The organism is Pseudomonas sp. NY11955, from assembly GCF_048068035.1.
GTDB lineage: Bacteria > Pseudomonadota > Gammaproteobacteria > Pseudomonadales > Pseudomonadaceae > Aquipseudomonas.
Window position 1 is genome coordinate 33,321 of the sequence record NZ_JBLUPS010000024.1, and the last position, 15,506, is coordinate 48,826.

Below are 15,506 nucleotides of genomic sequence, written 5' to 3' on the forward strand. Positions count from 1 at the left end.
ATTCGATATTACGATTTGATTGATCGTACGGCTGTTTTCATCGCCAATTACACATGTCCGCTACTGTTGACGATGCGCAAGCACAGCGCCTCGTAGGGGTCCAGGTTCACCGTCAGCCGCCCGTCTTCGCTCAAGTCGCCTTCGACTGTTTCGTTGATCATGTCCACCACCGGCCCTGGGGTGAACCCGGTCAACAGCAGTTCCTCGACAATCGCGTCCTGGCCAAAGTTCAGCGCACTGATCTGGATGCCGCGCCCGGCTGGCAGCTCATGCACCATCACCAGCAGCCCTGGGCTGATAACCTCGGGTACCAGTACCTGACGGCTGGTGGCAATGCCGTAAGCCTGGCGCACGGCCAGCAGTTTCTTCACGTTGGAGGCAAACGAATCAACCTCTTCCAGTTGGCTGTCGAGGCTGCCGTAAAGCGCACGGGCACGCGGCATGCCGCGCACCGAGGCGTCGGCCTGCGGGTCAAGCCCGGCGAGGTCATAGCCGCCCCGGTGAATCCAGCGGGTATCGCCATCGAGCATGCGCTCGGCAACCGCTTCGGCGGGTAGGGGCAGGGCGCCGACCAGGTCCCAGCCGGATAATGCGACCACCCCAGGCTGCATGGCGTTGTACATGACCAGCAGCAGGTGAACCTTCTTGATCAGCTCGATTTCAGCTGCGCCAATCTGTTCGAGATCGCGCATACCCAGTGCGGCGGCGATCAGGCTGGCGGTGGTGCAGGCGATGCCATTGGTGACGAAGCGCAGGTTGTATGGCGCATGTTCGCCGGACAGCCGTTCGTAGATCTCCTCGCGGATATGCTCGCGCAGGATGCTGCCAGGCAGGGTCTGGCCCTTGTACAGGTACATGTCATGGGCGTGCAGGGTCCAGAAGTGGACCAGTTCCACCGTCAGCTCGTCGTGGTTTTGCAGGGCATGGATCAGCGAGGCCGGGTCGATGCCGAAGGCGTGCATTTGCGTGAGCATCAAACGCAGGAACGCGGTGTCGCCGGTCAGCAGCGCATGCTGGTAGGCCGGCCGGGTAATGAAGTCGTAGGACAGGTCGGCACCGCCTTTGGACATTTGCGCAATGTCGTCGAGGGTCAGGTTCAGCTCCTGAAAGCTGAAACCGCCGGCCTTGCGGATCATGCCACCGATCAACTGGTTGCCGACGATCGACAGCGGGTGGCTTTCCGACCAGGCCGTACCGCTGGCGCGCGTTTCCACGCCGAGAAAGCCGTTGGCATCCAGGCGCAGGCCGCGTGCACCCAGGCAATCCAGGGCGTGCAACGCATCGCCGATGATCATTTGCTGGGCGGCAAAGGTCGGGTCCAGCCAGTTCAGCGACGGTTGGCCCTCTTTGAAGTAGTGCAGGTACACCCAGCGCCGGGTCTTGCCGTCGACACCGGTAATGGGCGGCGTGGCGCTCCAGTCGGTTTCTTTCACGCCCGGCTCGAAGAAGATGACCCGTTGCAGTTGACCGACGATGTAGTGGCGCGCCTTGAGTTCGTCGCACTGGGCTGGCAGCAGGTTGACCGCATCGCGGCCGATGGGGACCTCGGGCAGCAGCGGCCAGTCTTCTTCGCGCACCTCGACCATGTGATAAAGCCCCGGGTAGGGACCATGGGCGAGCTCGGCCAGGCGGAAGTCGGCACCCTTGCCGGTGTGCGAGGGGATCAGGTCGTCGATGGTCACGGCATTGTGCGCAGCGGCCATGCGGCTCATCTGGATCAGCTCCTGCTCACTGCCGTAGAGCGGGTCGATGTCGAAGCTGATGCGGTCGAAGTTACCGTCCACGCTAGGGGTGAGTTCGCGGCCACGGATGCCACCGGAGAGTTTTATCGGGCCGGTATGCAGGCCTTGTACGCCGATTTCCGACAGGCGTTTCCACAGCGCTTCGTGGGCCAGGGCTGCAAGTACCGAGCAGCCCTCGGGGGCGATGATGGCGTCGGGGTAGACGGTCAGCCACACCGAGGCGATTTCGGTGGCGCGGCGAGGCTGCGCCTCGGCGTAGGGTTGTTGCCACAGCCGGGACTGGCCTGAGTACAGGCTGGCGCGCTCCTGAGAGGCCTTGAGCATGGCGCGGTCTTCGAGCCATTTGACGTATGACGGGTCGGGCTGGGTCATTTCGCGTCCTCTTTGCGTGGCGGCATCGGCTCAGCTTATGACGGCTGTGACAGCTGAACGTTCGGCTTGAGAATGGTTTTGGCCTCTTCGCGGGCGTGCCCGCGAAGAGGCCGGACCTGCCAGGACACCCTCAACGCCGAGCCGACAATTGCTGTGGCGCCAGAAACGCATCATGAAAATAATTGCGCACGGCCTGCATCGCCGGGCTGAATGCCCGTTCCCGGTGCCAGGCCAACCCCACGCTCATCGGCGTGACCGGGTCGCTGATGGTCAGCGTTTCGATACGCTTGCCCTCCAGCGACCATGGGCGGTGCACCAGATCCGACAGGATCGCCACGCCGCTGCCATTGGCGACCATGCTGCGCACCGCCTCCACCGAGCTGGTTCGTACCCGTATGCTTGGCCGTTGCCCGGCCTGCTCCCAGTAACGCATGGCACTTTGCTCGGCCTCATCGACCGTCAACAGGATGAATGGCTCATTGGCCACATCGGCCAGGCTCACCGCCGAGCGTTCGCACAGCGGATGATGCCCGGGCAGCCACAGTCGGCGCTCGGAGTTGAACAGGGTTTCCGAGACGATGTCCGGGTGGGTGAGGTTGGCGGTGAGCACCACCGCCATGTCGAAACGCCCATCCAGCAGGCCTTGCTCGATAGCACTGCGCTCTTGTTCGAACAGCTCCAGGGTAACGTCCGGGTGCCAGTGTTCCAGGCGCTGCAGGTGGTGCGGCAGGAAGTAACCGATCACCGTGTAACTGGCTGCCAGGCGCAACAGCCCGCTGGCGCGCACGTCTGGCAACGGGCTGTTCAGGGCATCGTCGACACTGCGCAGAATGACGTAGGCGCGGTTCAGAAAGTGCCTGCCGGCCTCGGTCAGGCTCATGCCCTGTGCCGAGCGCTGGAACAACAGCACGCCGAGCATCGCTTCCAGCTCCTTGATTGCCGTGGTCACTGCCGACTGGGAGATGTTCAGGTGGATCGCCGCCTGGGAAATCTGGCCGATTTCGGCGGTGGCGACAAAGTAGCGGACCTGGCGCAGGGTCAGTGACACGGTAGGCTCCATGGGTATCTGATTTTCAGAAGGTACCCTATCTGTTTATAAATCTTCCCAAGGGGGTGCGGAGAATCTAACGTGGCTTGCATGCAGTCACAAGTGCCAGGAGATGCCGTCATGCAAGCTGTGGATTTCAACTCGGACATGGGTGAGGGCTTTGGCCCGTGGACTATTGGCGACGGCGTCGATAACGAACTGATGGGCTACATCAGCAGCGCCAATATCGCCACCGGCTTCCATGCCGGCGACCCTGGCACCATGCGCCGCACCGTCGAACGCGCCAAGGCGCTGGGTGTCGCGGTGGGTGCGCATCCCGGCTTCCGTGACCTGGTCGGCTTCGGCCGTCGGCACATCAATGCGCCGGCGCAGGAACTGGTCGACGACATGCTCTACCAACTGGGCGCACTGCGCGAAATCGCCCGCGCCCAGGGCGTGCGCCTTCAGCACATAAAACCGCATGGGGCGCTGTACATGCACCTGGCGCGCGACGAAGAGGCTGCACGCTTGCTGGTGGAGAACCTGCGGGTGATCGAGCCTGAGCTGCTGCTCTACTGCATGCCGGGGTCGGTGATCTGTCGCATTGCCCAGGAACTGGGGCAGCCGGTCATTCGCGAATTCTATGCTGACCGTGAGTACGACCTGAGCGGGTCGATCGTGTTCACCCGCAATGTGCGTGGCTACCAGCCCACTGCGGTGGCTGAGCGGGTGCTGCGCGCTTGCCGGCAAGGCGTGGTGCGTACGGTCGAGGGCCAGGATCTGGCCATCGCCTTCGATTCCATCTGCCTGCACAGTGACACCCCGGGCGCGCTCGACCTGGTCGAGGCCACGCGCAAGGCACTGGATACGGCCGGCATCGTGGTGCGAGCACCACGCTGAGCCCGTGCATTTTGTTTTTGCCTGCCTTTCTATAAAGATTCCAAGAAAAGGAACAGTCATGGCCGAATCGCTTGCTACAACCCCGATCCGCTACAGCTTCGGCGCCGACGAGCACCTGTTTGCCGAAGTCAGCGACAGCATGTCGCTGGAAGCTTTTTTCAAAGGCATGGCCGTCACCCGTGCGGTGGAGCGGCTGGCCTTGGATGGCGTGCTGGATGTGTGCCTGGCCAATGCGTCGTTCCAAATCCGCTTCGACCCGGACCGTATCGCCCCCGAAGCATTGCTTGAAGCCGTGCGCGGCGCCGAAGCGCAAGCGGTGGCCGAGCGTTCCTTGCAGACGCGGATCATCGAGATCCCGGTGCTGTACAACGACCCCTGGACCCATGAAACCCTGATGCGTTTTCGCGACCGCCACCAGGACCCGGGCAGTACCGACCTGGAGTACGCCGCACGCATCAATGGCCTGGCCGATGTCGAGGCCTTCATCGCCGCCCACAGTGGCGCACCGTGGTTCGTGTCGATGGTCGGCTTCGTCGCCGGCCTGCCGTTCATGTTCCAGATGGTCGAGCGCGAGCGGCAGCTGCAGGTGCCCAAGTACCTGCGCCCACGTACCGACACGCCCAAGCTCACCTTGGGCCATGGCGGCTGCTTCGGCTGCATCTACTCGGTGCGCGGGGCAGGGGGTTACCAGATGTTCGGCGTCACTCCGGCACCCATCTACGACCCGCAGCAAACCTTGAGCTACCTGAAGGCGCATATGGTGTTCTTCCGCCCGGGCGATATCGTGCAGTTCAAGCCCATTGACCGCAGAGCCTATGACCAAGCTGTGGCGGATGTGGAGGAGGGCCGCTTCGACCTGCGCATTCGCCCGGTGGCGTTTTCCCTGGACGCCTTCCTTGCCGACCCGGTCGGCTACCCTAAATCGCTGCAGGAGGCGCTGGCATGATCAAGGTACTCAAGCCTGGCTTGGCGACTTCCGTGCAGGACCTGGGCCGAGAGGGCTACTACCATCTGGGCATCCCACCGTCTGGCGCACTCGACCAGTATGCCTTGAGCGCGGCCAACCACCTGGTGGGCAACCCGGCCGGCGCTGCAGGGCTGGAATGTGCGCTGGTGGGGCCGGAGCTGGAGTTCCAGCAGGACGCACTGGTAGCTGTGTGTGGTGCCCAGATGCCAGCGTTGCTCGACGGCCGCGAGCAGCGTCCGGATACGGCGTTTGCCGTGCGTGCCGGGCAAGTGTTGCGTTTCGGCTTCCCCACGGCAGGCGCCCGGGCTTACCTGGCAGTGGCTGGAGGCATCGATGTGCCCGAGGTGCTCGGTAGCCGTTCCACCTATGCGCTGGGAGCGCTGGGCGGCTTTCATGGGCGCAAATTGATGGCGGGCGACCTGCTACCGGTCGGCGTGCCCAGCGGCAAGACCCGCGTCGGTGCGAGCCTGCCCATGGCCTTGCGCCAGGCTCTGGGCGGCGAGGTGGTGTTGCGGGTGGTGCCTGGGCTGTACTTCCACCGCCTGACCGACGCTGCGGCACAGAGCTTCTTCACCGAGGCCTGGACAGTCGGTTCCGAGGCTGACCGTATTGGCTATCGCTACAAAGGCGGCAGCGCCTTGAGCTTCCAGCCGCGGGAGCAGCCGTTCGGTGCGGGGTCGGACCCATCGAACATCGTCGACAGCTGCTACCCGATCGGCTCGATCCAGGTGCCGGCAGGATTGGAACCGATCATCCTGCACCGCGATGCCGTATCGGGTGGTGGCTACGCCATGATTGGCACGGTGATCAGTGCCGACCTGGATCTGATCGGGCAGATGCAGCCTAACCAGCAGGCGCGGTTCCTGGCGGTGAGCCTGGAGCAGGCACTGGAGGCACGGCGTTCGTACAAGAAGAAGCTGGCGTGCCTGGCCAGGCTCTTCGCCTGACCTTCTTGTGAGCGCGGCCTTGCGTCGCGATTGAGCTTCAGCCTCGTGGCATCGATTGCCGGGGCCACTTGCGGCCCGATCGCGACCCAAGGCCGCTGCATCTTCTTTCTCCCCGAAAGGTTCAGTTGAAAATTCCTACAACACCTTAGGACGCTCCCGACTCCCAGTAGAATGCGTTCCCCGATAGCGTTCATGTCTTCAGTTTGCTGGAAGACAAGGACCTCTTCATGCCTGGCCCATCCGATTTACCGCCGGTAGAACCCGCGGGCGCTGCCGATGCCCATGGCGTATCAGAACGCAGCGTCTACGCGATGCTCGAAGTGCCGGAAGGTACTGATTCACCCTATCCAGTTGACCAGGGGTCGCCAGGGGGAGACCCGGATTGCGAGGGCTACCCCGCCGACCCGGACTTCCAACTGCGCGGTGGCTACAAAAACCTGATGCTCGACGCAGCAAACCCGCTGTTCGGCCTGGTGATTCGCCTGCGTACGCTGGATGACCTGCCCAACATCGCCTACGTACACAAGACCGTACAAAACCAGATCAGCAACATTCGCGAGGAGATCCGCCAGCACGGTTACTCCACTGCGCATCTGGAAGTCTACTCGTACGCCCTGTGCCTGCACCTGGACGAAGCCGTGATGAGCCGCCCGTGGGGCAGCAACTCGTGCTGGAGCCATGAGCCGCTGCTCAGCATCTTCCATGGCGAAACCCAGGGCGGCGAGAAGATCTTCGTGCTGCTCGAACGGGTCATGCAGGCACCCAAGGAATTCCAGGACGTGCTGGAGTTTCTCTACTACTGCTTTTGCCTCGGTCTTAGGGGCAAGCACGCCCTCGACCCCAAATGCGACGAGATCATCAAGGCCCTCATCAGTCGCATGCACACGGTCATTCGCGAACTGCGTGGCCCCACGCCGGAAGAGGTGTGCGACCCCTACAGCAACGTCGTCCATTGCCCCCACCGCAAGCGGCGCTGGGAATGGCCCTGGTGGAGCCCGCTGGTGATCTCGGCCATCGCCATGGTCTGCGCCTACAGCTATTACAACTACCGCCTCGGCCTGATCACCGCCGAAGTCGTGGAGTCGCTCAACGCCATCATGCAGCAGTAGCGGGGACGCCACATGCCTAGTCAATCCGATTTGCGCTTCACCTTCCAGCCGCTGGTTGGTGGGAGTGAGTTCGAAGTGGTGTCGTTCGAGCTGGACGAAGCCATCAGCACGCCGTTCCAGTTGAAACTGGAACTGATCAGTTTCGAAGATGCTGTCGACTTCGGTCAGTTGCTCGACAAGCCAGTGTTGTTCACGATCTGGCGCGGTGAGCACCCGTTGCGCCATGTGCACGGCTTGGTCAGCACCTTCAGCCAGGGAGAGACAAGCCGGCGTCGCACTTGGTATCGCGCCCTGGTCGAGCCTGTGCTGGCCCGCGCCGGGCTGCGTTCGAACTGGCGCATTTTCCAGCAGAAAACAGTGCCGCAGATTCTCGAAATCATGCTCAAGCGCCAGGGCATGAATGCTTACCTGCTCAAGTGTATCGATCAGCACCAGGTGCGTGAGTTCTGCGTGCAGGCCGGTGAAACCGACCTCGATTTCATTGCCCGCCTGGCCGCTGAAGAGGGCCTCGTCTACCGTTTCGAGCACACGCCGAAAGACCACAAGCTGATCATTACCGACCGGCTGCTGGCGTTGGGGCAGATCAGCCAGGGCACCGTCAAGGCTGAACACGAGGATGACGGTTTCTTCGAACAGGATGACATCGGCCCCAACCAGGTGCTTTACCACGCCAACAGCGGCGGTGACCAGGCCAAACCCTGCCTGCGCCACCTGCGTTACAGCGAGCAGGTGCGGACCGCCCGCCAGGTCCAGCGGGACTACACCTTCACCCACCCGGCCTATCGTCTGGAGCTGCGCGCCGAAGGCAACGACCTGGGGCACCAGTCCACCGCCTACGAACGCTTCGACTACCCCGGCCGCTACAAACGCGAGGCGGTCGGCGCCCCCTTCACCGCCACTCGGATCACTGCTCTGCGCCATGATGCCCGCATGGCCGAGGTGGAGGGCGACGATGTGCGCCTGCAACCGGGGCTGAGCTTTACCCTGATCGAGCACCCGCGCGAAGACCTGAACCTGCATTGGCGGGTCACCCGCGTGCACCACGAGGGTAGCCAGTTCACCAGCCTGCAGGAAGAAGCTGCAAATGCGCAGCAAGGCACCCGCTACAAGCAGGAAGCCGTGCTGGTACCCGGCAGAGCCGAATGGCGCCCGGCTCCACTGCCCAAGCCGCGCATCGACGGCCCGCACATGGCGACGGTGGTTGGGCCGAAGGGCGAGGAAATCTACTGCGACCCATGGGGCCGGGTGAAGGTCAGCTTCCCTTGGGACCGGGAGAGCGAAAACAACGAGTTCAGCTCCTGCTGGGTGCGCGTGTCGCAGGGCTGGGCCGGCGGCAGTTGGGGCTCGATGGCCATTCCGCGCATCGGCCACGACGTGATCATCCAATACGTCAATGGCGACCCGGACCAGCCGATGATCACCGGGCGTACCTACTGCGGCAACCAATTGCCCCCTTATGACCTGCCCGAACACAAAACGCGCATGACCATCAAGAGCCAGACCCACAAGGGTGATGGCTTCAACGAGCTGCGCTTCGAGGATGAATTGGGCAAGGAAGAGGTATTCGTTCATGCCCAGCGAGATCAGAACAATGTGGTCGGCAACGATGAGACCACGCGCGTCGGGCGCAATCGGATCGAGCGGGTCGGTAATGATGAGCAACTGAGCATTGGTAACAACTACCGCCAGGAGACGGCGCGTGACCACCGTCTGGTCATCGGTCAAAACAGCCTTGTGGACATCAAGCAAAACTTGATCGAGACGGTGGGCAACGATCACCGCGAATCAACCGGTGCCAATCATCACGTCCTCATAGGCAAGGACAGCGAGCTTGTTGTCAAAGGCGCCCAAAAGGTCAATGTCGGGCAAGGCATTGAACAACGCACAACGGTCTACCAGCTGTGGGCCAGTGAGCGCATCGAGCTCCGAACTCCAGGTGGCAGCCTGGTGCTGGATGAGCAGGGCATCACCCTCAATGGGCTGACGCTCGACCTGCAGGGGCAAACCAAGGCGGTTGCGAAAGGCGATGGAAATACCCAGTCGCTAGCACTTGCGCCAGACGCCAGCACCACCTGTGAGGCCAGGTCGTGATGAATAGCGCGAACCTGGCCAGCAGCATCGAACGGCACCATGCGGCGCATTTGCATTGCCATGTATTGATAGATCCTCTCGCGATCACGGATAAGAGCGACCATGCCTTGCTTGCTCAACTGCGCGAAACGTTGGGCGAGTCTGCATTGACTCGAGTGCACAGGGTCGATCTGGCTAACGCGCCGCACCTGCACCCGGTTCTGGCCTGCCTGGCCTCACCCGGAACGGTACCCAGTCGTCAGTTACTGGAGCTGACTGCTCGTGCCGCCCACAGGGGGCTGTACCAGCACCGGCGCTACCTGAGTGGCTGGCTGTTCAGCGAGGCAACGCCAGCCACTGTGGCTGCCCATGTCACGGCCATGTGTCGCATACCCAATGCCGAGCGGGAAATCAACTTCTACCCGGTCTACGAACCTGTTCGCCTGGAATTGCTCGCGGCGACGTTCAAGCAGGTCGAGCATGGCCCGTGGTGGCCGGTCAACAGCTGGTTGTTCTTGGGTAGCGGTGGCAGGTTGGCCCACCTGAAAGGGCAGAGCGGACAGCGGCATCCTTTGCCAAAGGCTGCCCAGCGTATTCAGGAAGATGTGGTGTTGATCGAGCGCGTACTGGCTATCTGGAGAGTGCTGCGCGCGGGATCACACGACGCGACCCAGTGCCAGATACCGCCGTTTGCCGCCGTACGCGTATCCAACCACATTGATGACGCTCGCGGGCTGGGCTTGAGCGCAGAGGAGGACATCATGGTGTTTGCCCTCCATCACCTGTGCATTCACCCCAGGCTACATACCGTTGCCGCAGTGCGCAGCATGGTTGACGCGGCCGTCAGCGACCACCGACCACTTGCCCCCATGCTCGCTCACTACTCCGAGGCGCAGTGGTGCAGCCTGATCGATGTCCTGCCGAAAACCGAGAGACGTTTATGACCCTTAGCCAACGTATCGCCATTGCGATCGCCGAAGCCGGGCTGCCGCACGATCAGTGCATGTCCTGCGAACGGCAAGGCCTGCCGATCCTGCCACTGCGCCGCGCCCTGGTGCCGGATGCGCGCCCAGGTTGCGTCACCACCGTGGCGGGTAGCCTGCATGTCTCGACGAAAATGGGCCTGCGCACCTTGCGCATGGGCTACCTGTACGTGCTGCTGGATCAACAGGTCTGGCATGCCTACGAGGTCAGCGAGCAGGGCCACCTGCGCCGTTTCAACCCCTACGAACCCTCAGACGGCCCACCCGCGTCACTGCCCGAAAAGTGCGCGAATGAAAACCACGACATTCCCTCATCTTTCCTGAACATCGATACCGACCGCTATGGCAGCGCCTGGCTGGCCTTCTCCAGCGACCCTTGGCCGGTGCGGGTGTTGAATGCCTACAAGCGGGGCACGGCGCCTGCGCAGCGTTTTGAAGGGCTGGATTTGATCCAGGCGCGCAACAACCCTGAATTGCTGGGCATCGCCATGACGCCCGACAACCTGCGCATCGACAAGGAGGTGTTCGAGTACGCCCAGCATGGGTGTTCGCCGTTCGACAGTGCGCATGGCTTCCACAGCCGCTGGCTGCGCCGGTTCGCCCTGAAGGGGTATCTGGTCAATGCGATGAACCGGCACAAGCTTGAGAACGGCGTGCTGGCGGTGGTGCTCGACGACACCGTTGGCTTGATTCAGGAGTACAACCACCAGCGGTTGAACTGGGTGGTGAAGCGCCAGGTCTGGCGCGAAGAGCCCATGCGGGCGTATCAACTGCAGACTTCGCAGATTCTGCAGATCATCCGCGCCACGCACCGGGAGTGGGCGGCGCAAAAAGTACCGTCGCTAGAGCCGATGACTGGCGATGGGCCACCGGTTTTTGTCGACCCGGCAGTGGAACGTCAGCGCCTGGTCGAACGTGCACAGTCGGAAAGTGACGAGAGGCTTGAAGAGCGCTACCACGAGCCGCAACGGGCGGCGTTCCAGGCAGAGTACGACCAGCAGGAAGCCGAGTTCCAGCGCTACATCGACAAGGACGCCCGTGCGTATGCCGCACTGTTCGACACGCCCATGTTCAAGGTGGCCGAGCAGTACGATTACGACGGTGATCATCGTGAGTCTGGCGTGGCGTATGCCAAGACCATGGCGTTGTGCCTGGGCGGCGGTGTTACTGAAGCTGTGGTGCCCGGTACGGTGCCTGCGGCCGGCACCAGCGAAACGCTCTGGCTGAAATGGCTGCAGGATCCCGACAGTCCTCCCTATCGCGCGTTGTTGATGCGCGACCGCGCATTGCTGGCTGGGCTGCTGCCCAGTTTTACCGCTGCTGAAGCCATCAACTGGAACGACAGCGACAAGCTCTACGGCATCCTGAGCAAGATCATCGCCAGCGACGACGCAGGCCTGCGCATGCGCAACACCCTCAAACAGGCCATCGCCGAAACGCAGAGCGCGCTCAACACGGCCAGCCAGCGCCTGGCGCCCAATTTGCGACCTGGCATTCACAACGCGGTGCGGCACCTGAACAGCGCGACGCAGTTCCTCTACAACGGCGTGCACCTGATCGAACTGGAAGTGAAGATCAAGCTGGGCGAGTACTACGCCTTGCAGAGTGCCCACTTGCGCGAGTTGCAGCACAAGGCCAATGCCTCCATCGCCGAGGCACGGGACCGGATGCATCGCAACATCGATGAATTCGAACTTGGCTCGATGAAGGCGTTCCGTAAGGTGCGGCCGATCATCCAGCATGGGTTGATGAGCCTGGCAGTGCTCGACCCACGGTTCACCAACACCATGATCAGCGTGACGGTGTGGGTTGAAGGCACGGCTGAAGAGGTGCGTGGCCGGTTGCTTGAAGAGGCCAATATGAAGGTGACTCAGGCCAGCAGCGCGGCACAGATAGCCTTGGTGGATATTTCGGTGGCGGCGGGGACGCTGGAGGCGAATGCGCGCAAGGTGTTGCAGGGGATGAGGATCACTTCGCAGCAGGCGGCGAAGCTGGTGCGGGCCGGTTTTGGTGGCTTGCGAGGGGTGGCGGGGAGTTGGGAAGTACTGCTCGCGATTGGAGGGCTGTACTTGCAAAGTGACAGCCTGGCCAGGAATCAGGAAAAAGCGGAAGCGGAGGTTGGGCCGAAGGCTCATGAGGCGAAGTTGGCGTTGCAAGGCTCAGCACTGGGGGTGTTTGGGGGGCAAATCGAGTTGGTTGGACTTGTACTGAGATCAACTGCTGGCCACATTGGGGTGAGTCCGGCCAAAGGTGTTGTAGCCACTGGAGAGGCACTAATAAGGCTGGGTGCGGTAGTAAGTTCTGTTGCTGGTTTTATTGAAGCAGCTCAGGCTATTTCTGCGGCTAAACGCGCTTCGGCAGCAGGCGACAGTGTGGCGGCGACATTCTATGGTTATGCAGTAGCTTCTTTTGGTATCGGAGCCATTTCATTTGCGGGGGCGGCACTAAACGCATCTCTGCTTGGCCCGTTAGGCGTGGCTGTGATATTGGTGCTGGGAGCATATGCGTTAAGCAAATATGCTGAGAAAAATGAATCTAAGCCACTGGAGCGGTGGGCAAGACGGTGCTGCTTCGGGAAAGCAGATGAAAACCCCTCTGTTAATTGGAATGTTCCAGAGTACGCAGACATTGCGTTTGCAGAGCTCAATGCTGCCACGTTGGGTTTGCAGGCTAATTTACACTTTGAGTCAAATATCATAACTGACCCTGCCGCTCCTAAAGTAGGAGGATTGGTTGGGTTGGTAATAGAGCATAAGCTCAAATTTCAGATTGTCTTGCCAAGGTATAGAGATGCGGTCTCGGCTTATAACTGGAAATTGATAGTGCATCGCCACGGAGATGGAGACGCTCCAGAGTTCACCGGCGGGGAACCCATTGCCGGCGAAGCGCATCATGCTTCAACTGTAAATGCCGTCTCGAAATCGGCTAATTATTCTGGGTTTTCTCCGCCGCACCTGCCTGATTATAAAAATGGTTTCAGTTTTGATAAAAAGCAGCATGCTGATGTGGTAGCTGGTCGTGAGATTTTTAACTTTGAGATTTCTGGAGTTGTGGAGCTTATGCCCACGATAGGGGGGCACTCCATAGTGGCAGCGACACTGCTAGTAATGTACTGGCCAGATCGTAATGTAGATAGTGCGTATATCGAAGTATGTGTTCGGGGGCATAATGATACAGCGTGAATCAAGAGTTTTATGGAGGCGAGGGTTAGGCTGGAGTCACGATCTGCCTCATGTGGATGAAGTATCAGATCCTCATTTCACTCTAAAAGACATAAGTCCGCCGCCGAACCATGTTGGTGATGTGTATCTAGAATTTCCCAGGGCTACTCTGATATTGCGTGGTGTTTTGGCCTTGCTTGGCATTCCTGCCTTACTATTTTTGTTTGGATTGACACTGTGGTTGTACTGGAATGTCTTTAGCTACGGTTGGACACGTGAATGGATGATGTACGTTATGCTAGTTATTGGGCCTATTGTCTGGTTCGGCTCTATTTTTTCATTTGTCAAGTTGGACTTGATGCTTCCAAGGGACGAACCTATTCGCTTCAATCGCCTGCGGCGAAAGATCTATCTCTATCAATATCGATTCAACTACTTCTACCTGTTTAGCCGTAAACACTGGGGTGTAAAACCTGTCGCCTACAACTGGGACGACGTAACCGCCGAGGTCTACCGAGTCTATGCTCCCGGCCACGGTGGTCTGATCGAGAACGTCATGCTTTCTGTCCGCAACCCGGAAACCAATGAAGTCATCGATCGCGTATTGTTCACTTCCAGCCTTTACCGAGGCGAGGCCTACTGGGCCATCGCCCGATTGTTCATGCAACAAGGCCCCGAAGCCCTGCCAAAGTTCGTCCACCCGCCCCGTGACTGGAATGACGACGATGGCCTGAGCCACATGCACTGCCTGGCGCCGAAGGTTAAATGGCCAGACGATATTGACCGTGAATCCCGTACTGCACCGTCCGAAGGAGAAGCCCAGTGAGCCCGGTTGTACTAGTAGGCCATAGGCATGAATGCCCGCTGCATGGCGTTAATCAGGTAGAAAGCGGCAGCACGGCGTATACGTTCAATGGCCGCGCGGTTGCCAGGGTAGGTGACCAGACTACATGTGACGCAGTGATCGAAAGTGGGGCTGAGCATTACCTGATCGAAGGCGCTGCTGGAAGAGTGGATCTTATACCTATGTTCGGGAGCCATTCCATACTTGCAGCAACACTGTTACTGATGTATTGGCCAGATCGAAATATAGATAGTGCGTATGTCGAGGTGTGTAGTCGGGGTCTAAATGATTGAGCATGAGACAAAAGCGTTGTGGAAGCGTGCGATAGGCTGGAGCTATGATCTGCCTGATGTCAGTTCGCAGGCGGTCCCGCGTTTTGGTTTTGAAGATATAAAGCCATCGCCTAACTATTTGGATGAGGTGTATCTAGAGATTCCTCGCTCAACTGTCAGTTTGCGTGGCATTGCAGTTCTCCTTGGGGTTCCAGGTTTGGCGTTATCTTTTTTGGTGCTTGTCCCTTTGTATTGGAATATGCTCAGTATCAATTGGTCTCGTGACTGGTATATAGCTCTTACTGTGGTTTTTACGCCTCTGGTCGGTGTGTGGACTGTCGCGTCACTTGTAAAAATTGACTTGAAACTCCCAAGGGACGAACCCATTCGCTTCAATCGCATGCGAAGAAAGATTTATCTATATCAATACAGATTCCATTACATCTACCTGTTCAGCCGCAAGCACTGGGGCGTCAAACCTGTAGCCTATAACTGGGACGACGTAACCGCTGAGGTCTACCGTGTTTACGCTCCCGGCCACGGGGGGCTGATCGAGAATGTCATGCTGTCGGTCCGCAACCCCGAAACCGACGAAGTCATTGACCGAGTCTTCTTCACTCATACCCTGCATCAGGGCGAGGCCTACTGGGCCATCGCCCGGTTGTTCATGCAACAAGGCCCCGAAGCCCTGCCAAAATTCGTCCACCCGCCCCGTGACTGGAACGACGATGATGGCTTAAGCCACATGCACTGCCTGGCGCCGAAGGTTGAATGGCCAGCGGACATTGACCGTGAATCCCGTACTGCACCGTCTGAAGGAGAAGCCCTATGAACCCTGTTGTACTTGTAGGCCACTTACATGAATGCCCGCTACATGGCATTAACCAGGTAGAAAGCGGCAGTGCCGCGTATACCTTCAACGGCAGGGCGGTTGCCAGGGTGGGAGACCGGACCACCTGTGGCGCGGTGATCGAAAGTGGGGCTGAACACTTTGTGATCCAAGGCGCGGCGGTAGCGAGAAAGGGCGACCGGACGGATCACGGTGGTGTGCTGATGGAGGGCGATGCTGGGTGGTTGCTGGATTGATGAGTGGGCAGCGCAGTGGTTTGTGC

At 60.1% G+C, this 15,506-nt stretch carries 12 protein-coding genes and 1 pseudogene; 11 read left to right on the forward strand and 2 right to left on the reverse strand.

What is annotated here, in order from left to right; translation table 11 throughout:
- Positions 1–47: 47 nt before the first annotated feature.
- Both treS and ACNFBR_RS27855 read right to left on the reverse strand, forming a co-directional pair.
- Complete coding sequence (treS, locus tag ACNFBR_RS27850) at positions 48–2,114, reverse strand: maltose alpha-D-glucosyltransferase (protein ID WP_416737713.1); 2,067 nt, start codon at positions 2,112–2,114, stop codon at positions 48–50.
- A 130-nt stretch (positions 2,115–2,244) separates the two neighbouring features.
- On the reverse strand, positions 2,245–3,162 hold the full coding sequence (locus ACNFBR_RS27855) for a LysR family transcriptional regulator (RefSeq protein WP_416737715.1): 918 nt from the start codon (positions 3,160–3,162) through the stop codon (positions 2,245–2,247).
- Between the two features lie 120 nt (positions 3,163–3,282).
- Between ACNFBR_RS27855 and ACNFBR_RS27860 the strand changes: the two genes are divergently transcribed.
- The 11 genes and pseudogenes from ACNFBR_RS27860 (at position 3,283) to ACNFBR_RS27910 (ending at position 15,480) form a co-directional block, all read left to right on the forward strand.
- On the forward strand, positions 3,283–4,041 hold the full coding sequence (locus tag ACNFBR_RS27860) for a 5-oxoprolinase subunit PxpA (RefSeq protein ID WP_416737716.1): 759 nt from the start codon (positions 3,283–3,285) through the stop codon (positions 4,039–4,041).
- 58 nt (positions 4,042–4,099) lie between these two features.
- A complete protein-coding gene (locus ACNFBR_RS27865; protein ID WP_416737717.1) occupies positions 4,100–4,987 on the forward strand; it encodes a 5-oxoprolinase subunit B family protein in 888 nt (295 codons plus the stop codon).
- The gene (locus ACNFBR_RS27870) at positions 4,984–5,955 is read left to right on the forward strand and encodes a biotin-dependent carboxyltransferase family protein (protein WP_416737718.1); all 972 of its coding nucleotides are present in this window, start codon (positions 4,984–4,986) and stop codon (positions 5,953–5,955) included. The genes ACNFBR_RS27865 and ACNFBR_RS27870 overlap by 4 nt, the downstream gene beginning before the upstream one ends.
- Positions 5,956–6,182: 227 nt before the next feature.
- Complete coding sequence (gene icmH / locus ACNFBR_RS27875) at positions 6,183–7,064, forward strand: type IVB secretion system protein IcmH/DotU (RefSeq protein ID WP_416737719.1); 882 nt, start codon at positions 6,183–6,185, stop codon at positions 7,062–7,064.
- Between the two features lie 12 nt (positions 7,065–7,076).
- A complete protein-coding gene (locus ACNFBR_RS27880; RefSeq protein ID WP_416737720.1) occupies positions 7,077–9,155 on the forward strand; it encodes a type VI secretion system Vgr family protein in 2,079 nt (692 codons plus the stop codon).
- Positions 9,155–10,078 carry a hypothetical protein gene (locus tag ACNFBR_RS27885; RefSeq protein ID WP_416737721.1) on the forward strand — a complete coding sequence of 308 codons (924 nt, stop codon included), beginning with the start codon at positions 9,155–9,157 and terminating at the stop codon, positions 10,076–10,078. Before ACNFBR_RS27880 ends, ACNFBR_RS27885 begins: the two co-directional genes overlap by 1 nt.
- A complete protein-coding gene (locus ACNFBR_RS27890) occupies positions 10,075–13,299 on the forward strand; it encodes a T6SS effector BTH_I2691 family protein (RefSeq protein ID WP_416737722.1) in 3,225 nt (1,074 codons plus the stop codon). Before ACNFBR_RS27885 ends, ACNFBR_RS27890 begins: the two co-directional genes overlap by 4 nt.
- A 52-nt stretch (positions 13,300–13,351) precedes the next feature.
- A complete protein-coding gene (locus ACNFBR_RS27895) occupies positions 13,352–14,104 on the forward strand; it encodes a DUF6708 domain-containing protein (RefSeq protein WP_416737723.1) in 753 nt (250 codons plus the stop codon).
- Positions 14,101–14,283 (forward strand): annotated as a pseudogene (locus tag ACNFBR_RS27900) (PAAR domain-containing protein); the annotation flags it as partial. The gene ACNFBR_RS27895 and the pseudogene ACNFBR_RS27900, both read left to right, overlap by 4 nt.
- A 124-nt stretch (positions 14,284–14,407) precedes the next feature.
- Entirely contained in the window at positions 14,408–15,226 is an 819-nt protein-coding gene (locus ACNFBR_RS27905) for a DUF6708 domain-containing protein (RefSeq protein ID WP_416737724.1), read from the forward strand.
- Entirely contained in the window at positions 15,223–15,480 is a 258-nt protein-coding gene (locus tag ACNFBR_RS27910) for a PAAR domain-containing protein (RefSeq protein WP_416737725.1), read from the forward strand. The genes ACNFBR_RS27905 and ACNFBR_RS27910 overlap by 4 nt, the downstream gene beginning before the upstream one ends.
- Positions 15,481–15,506: the final 26 nt, after the last annotated feature.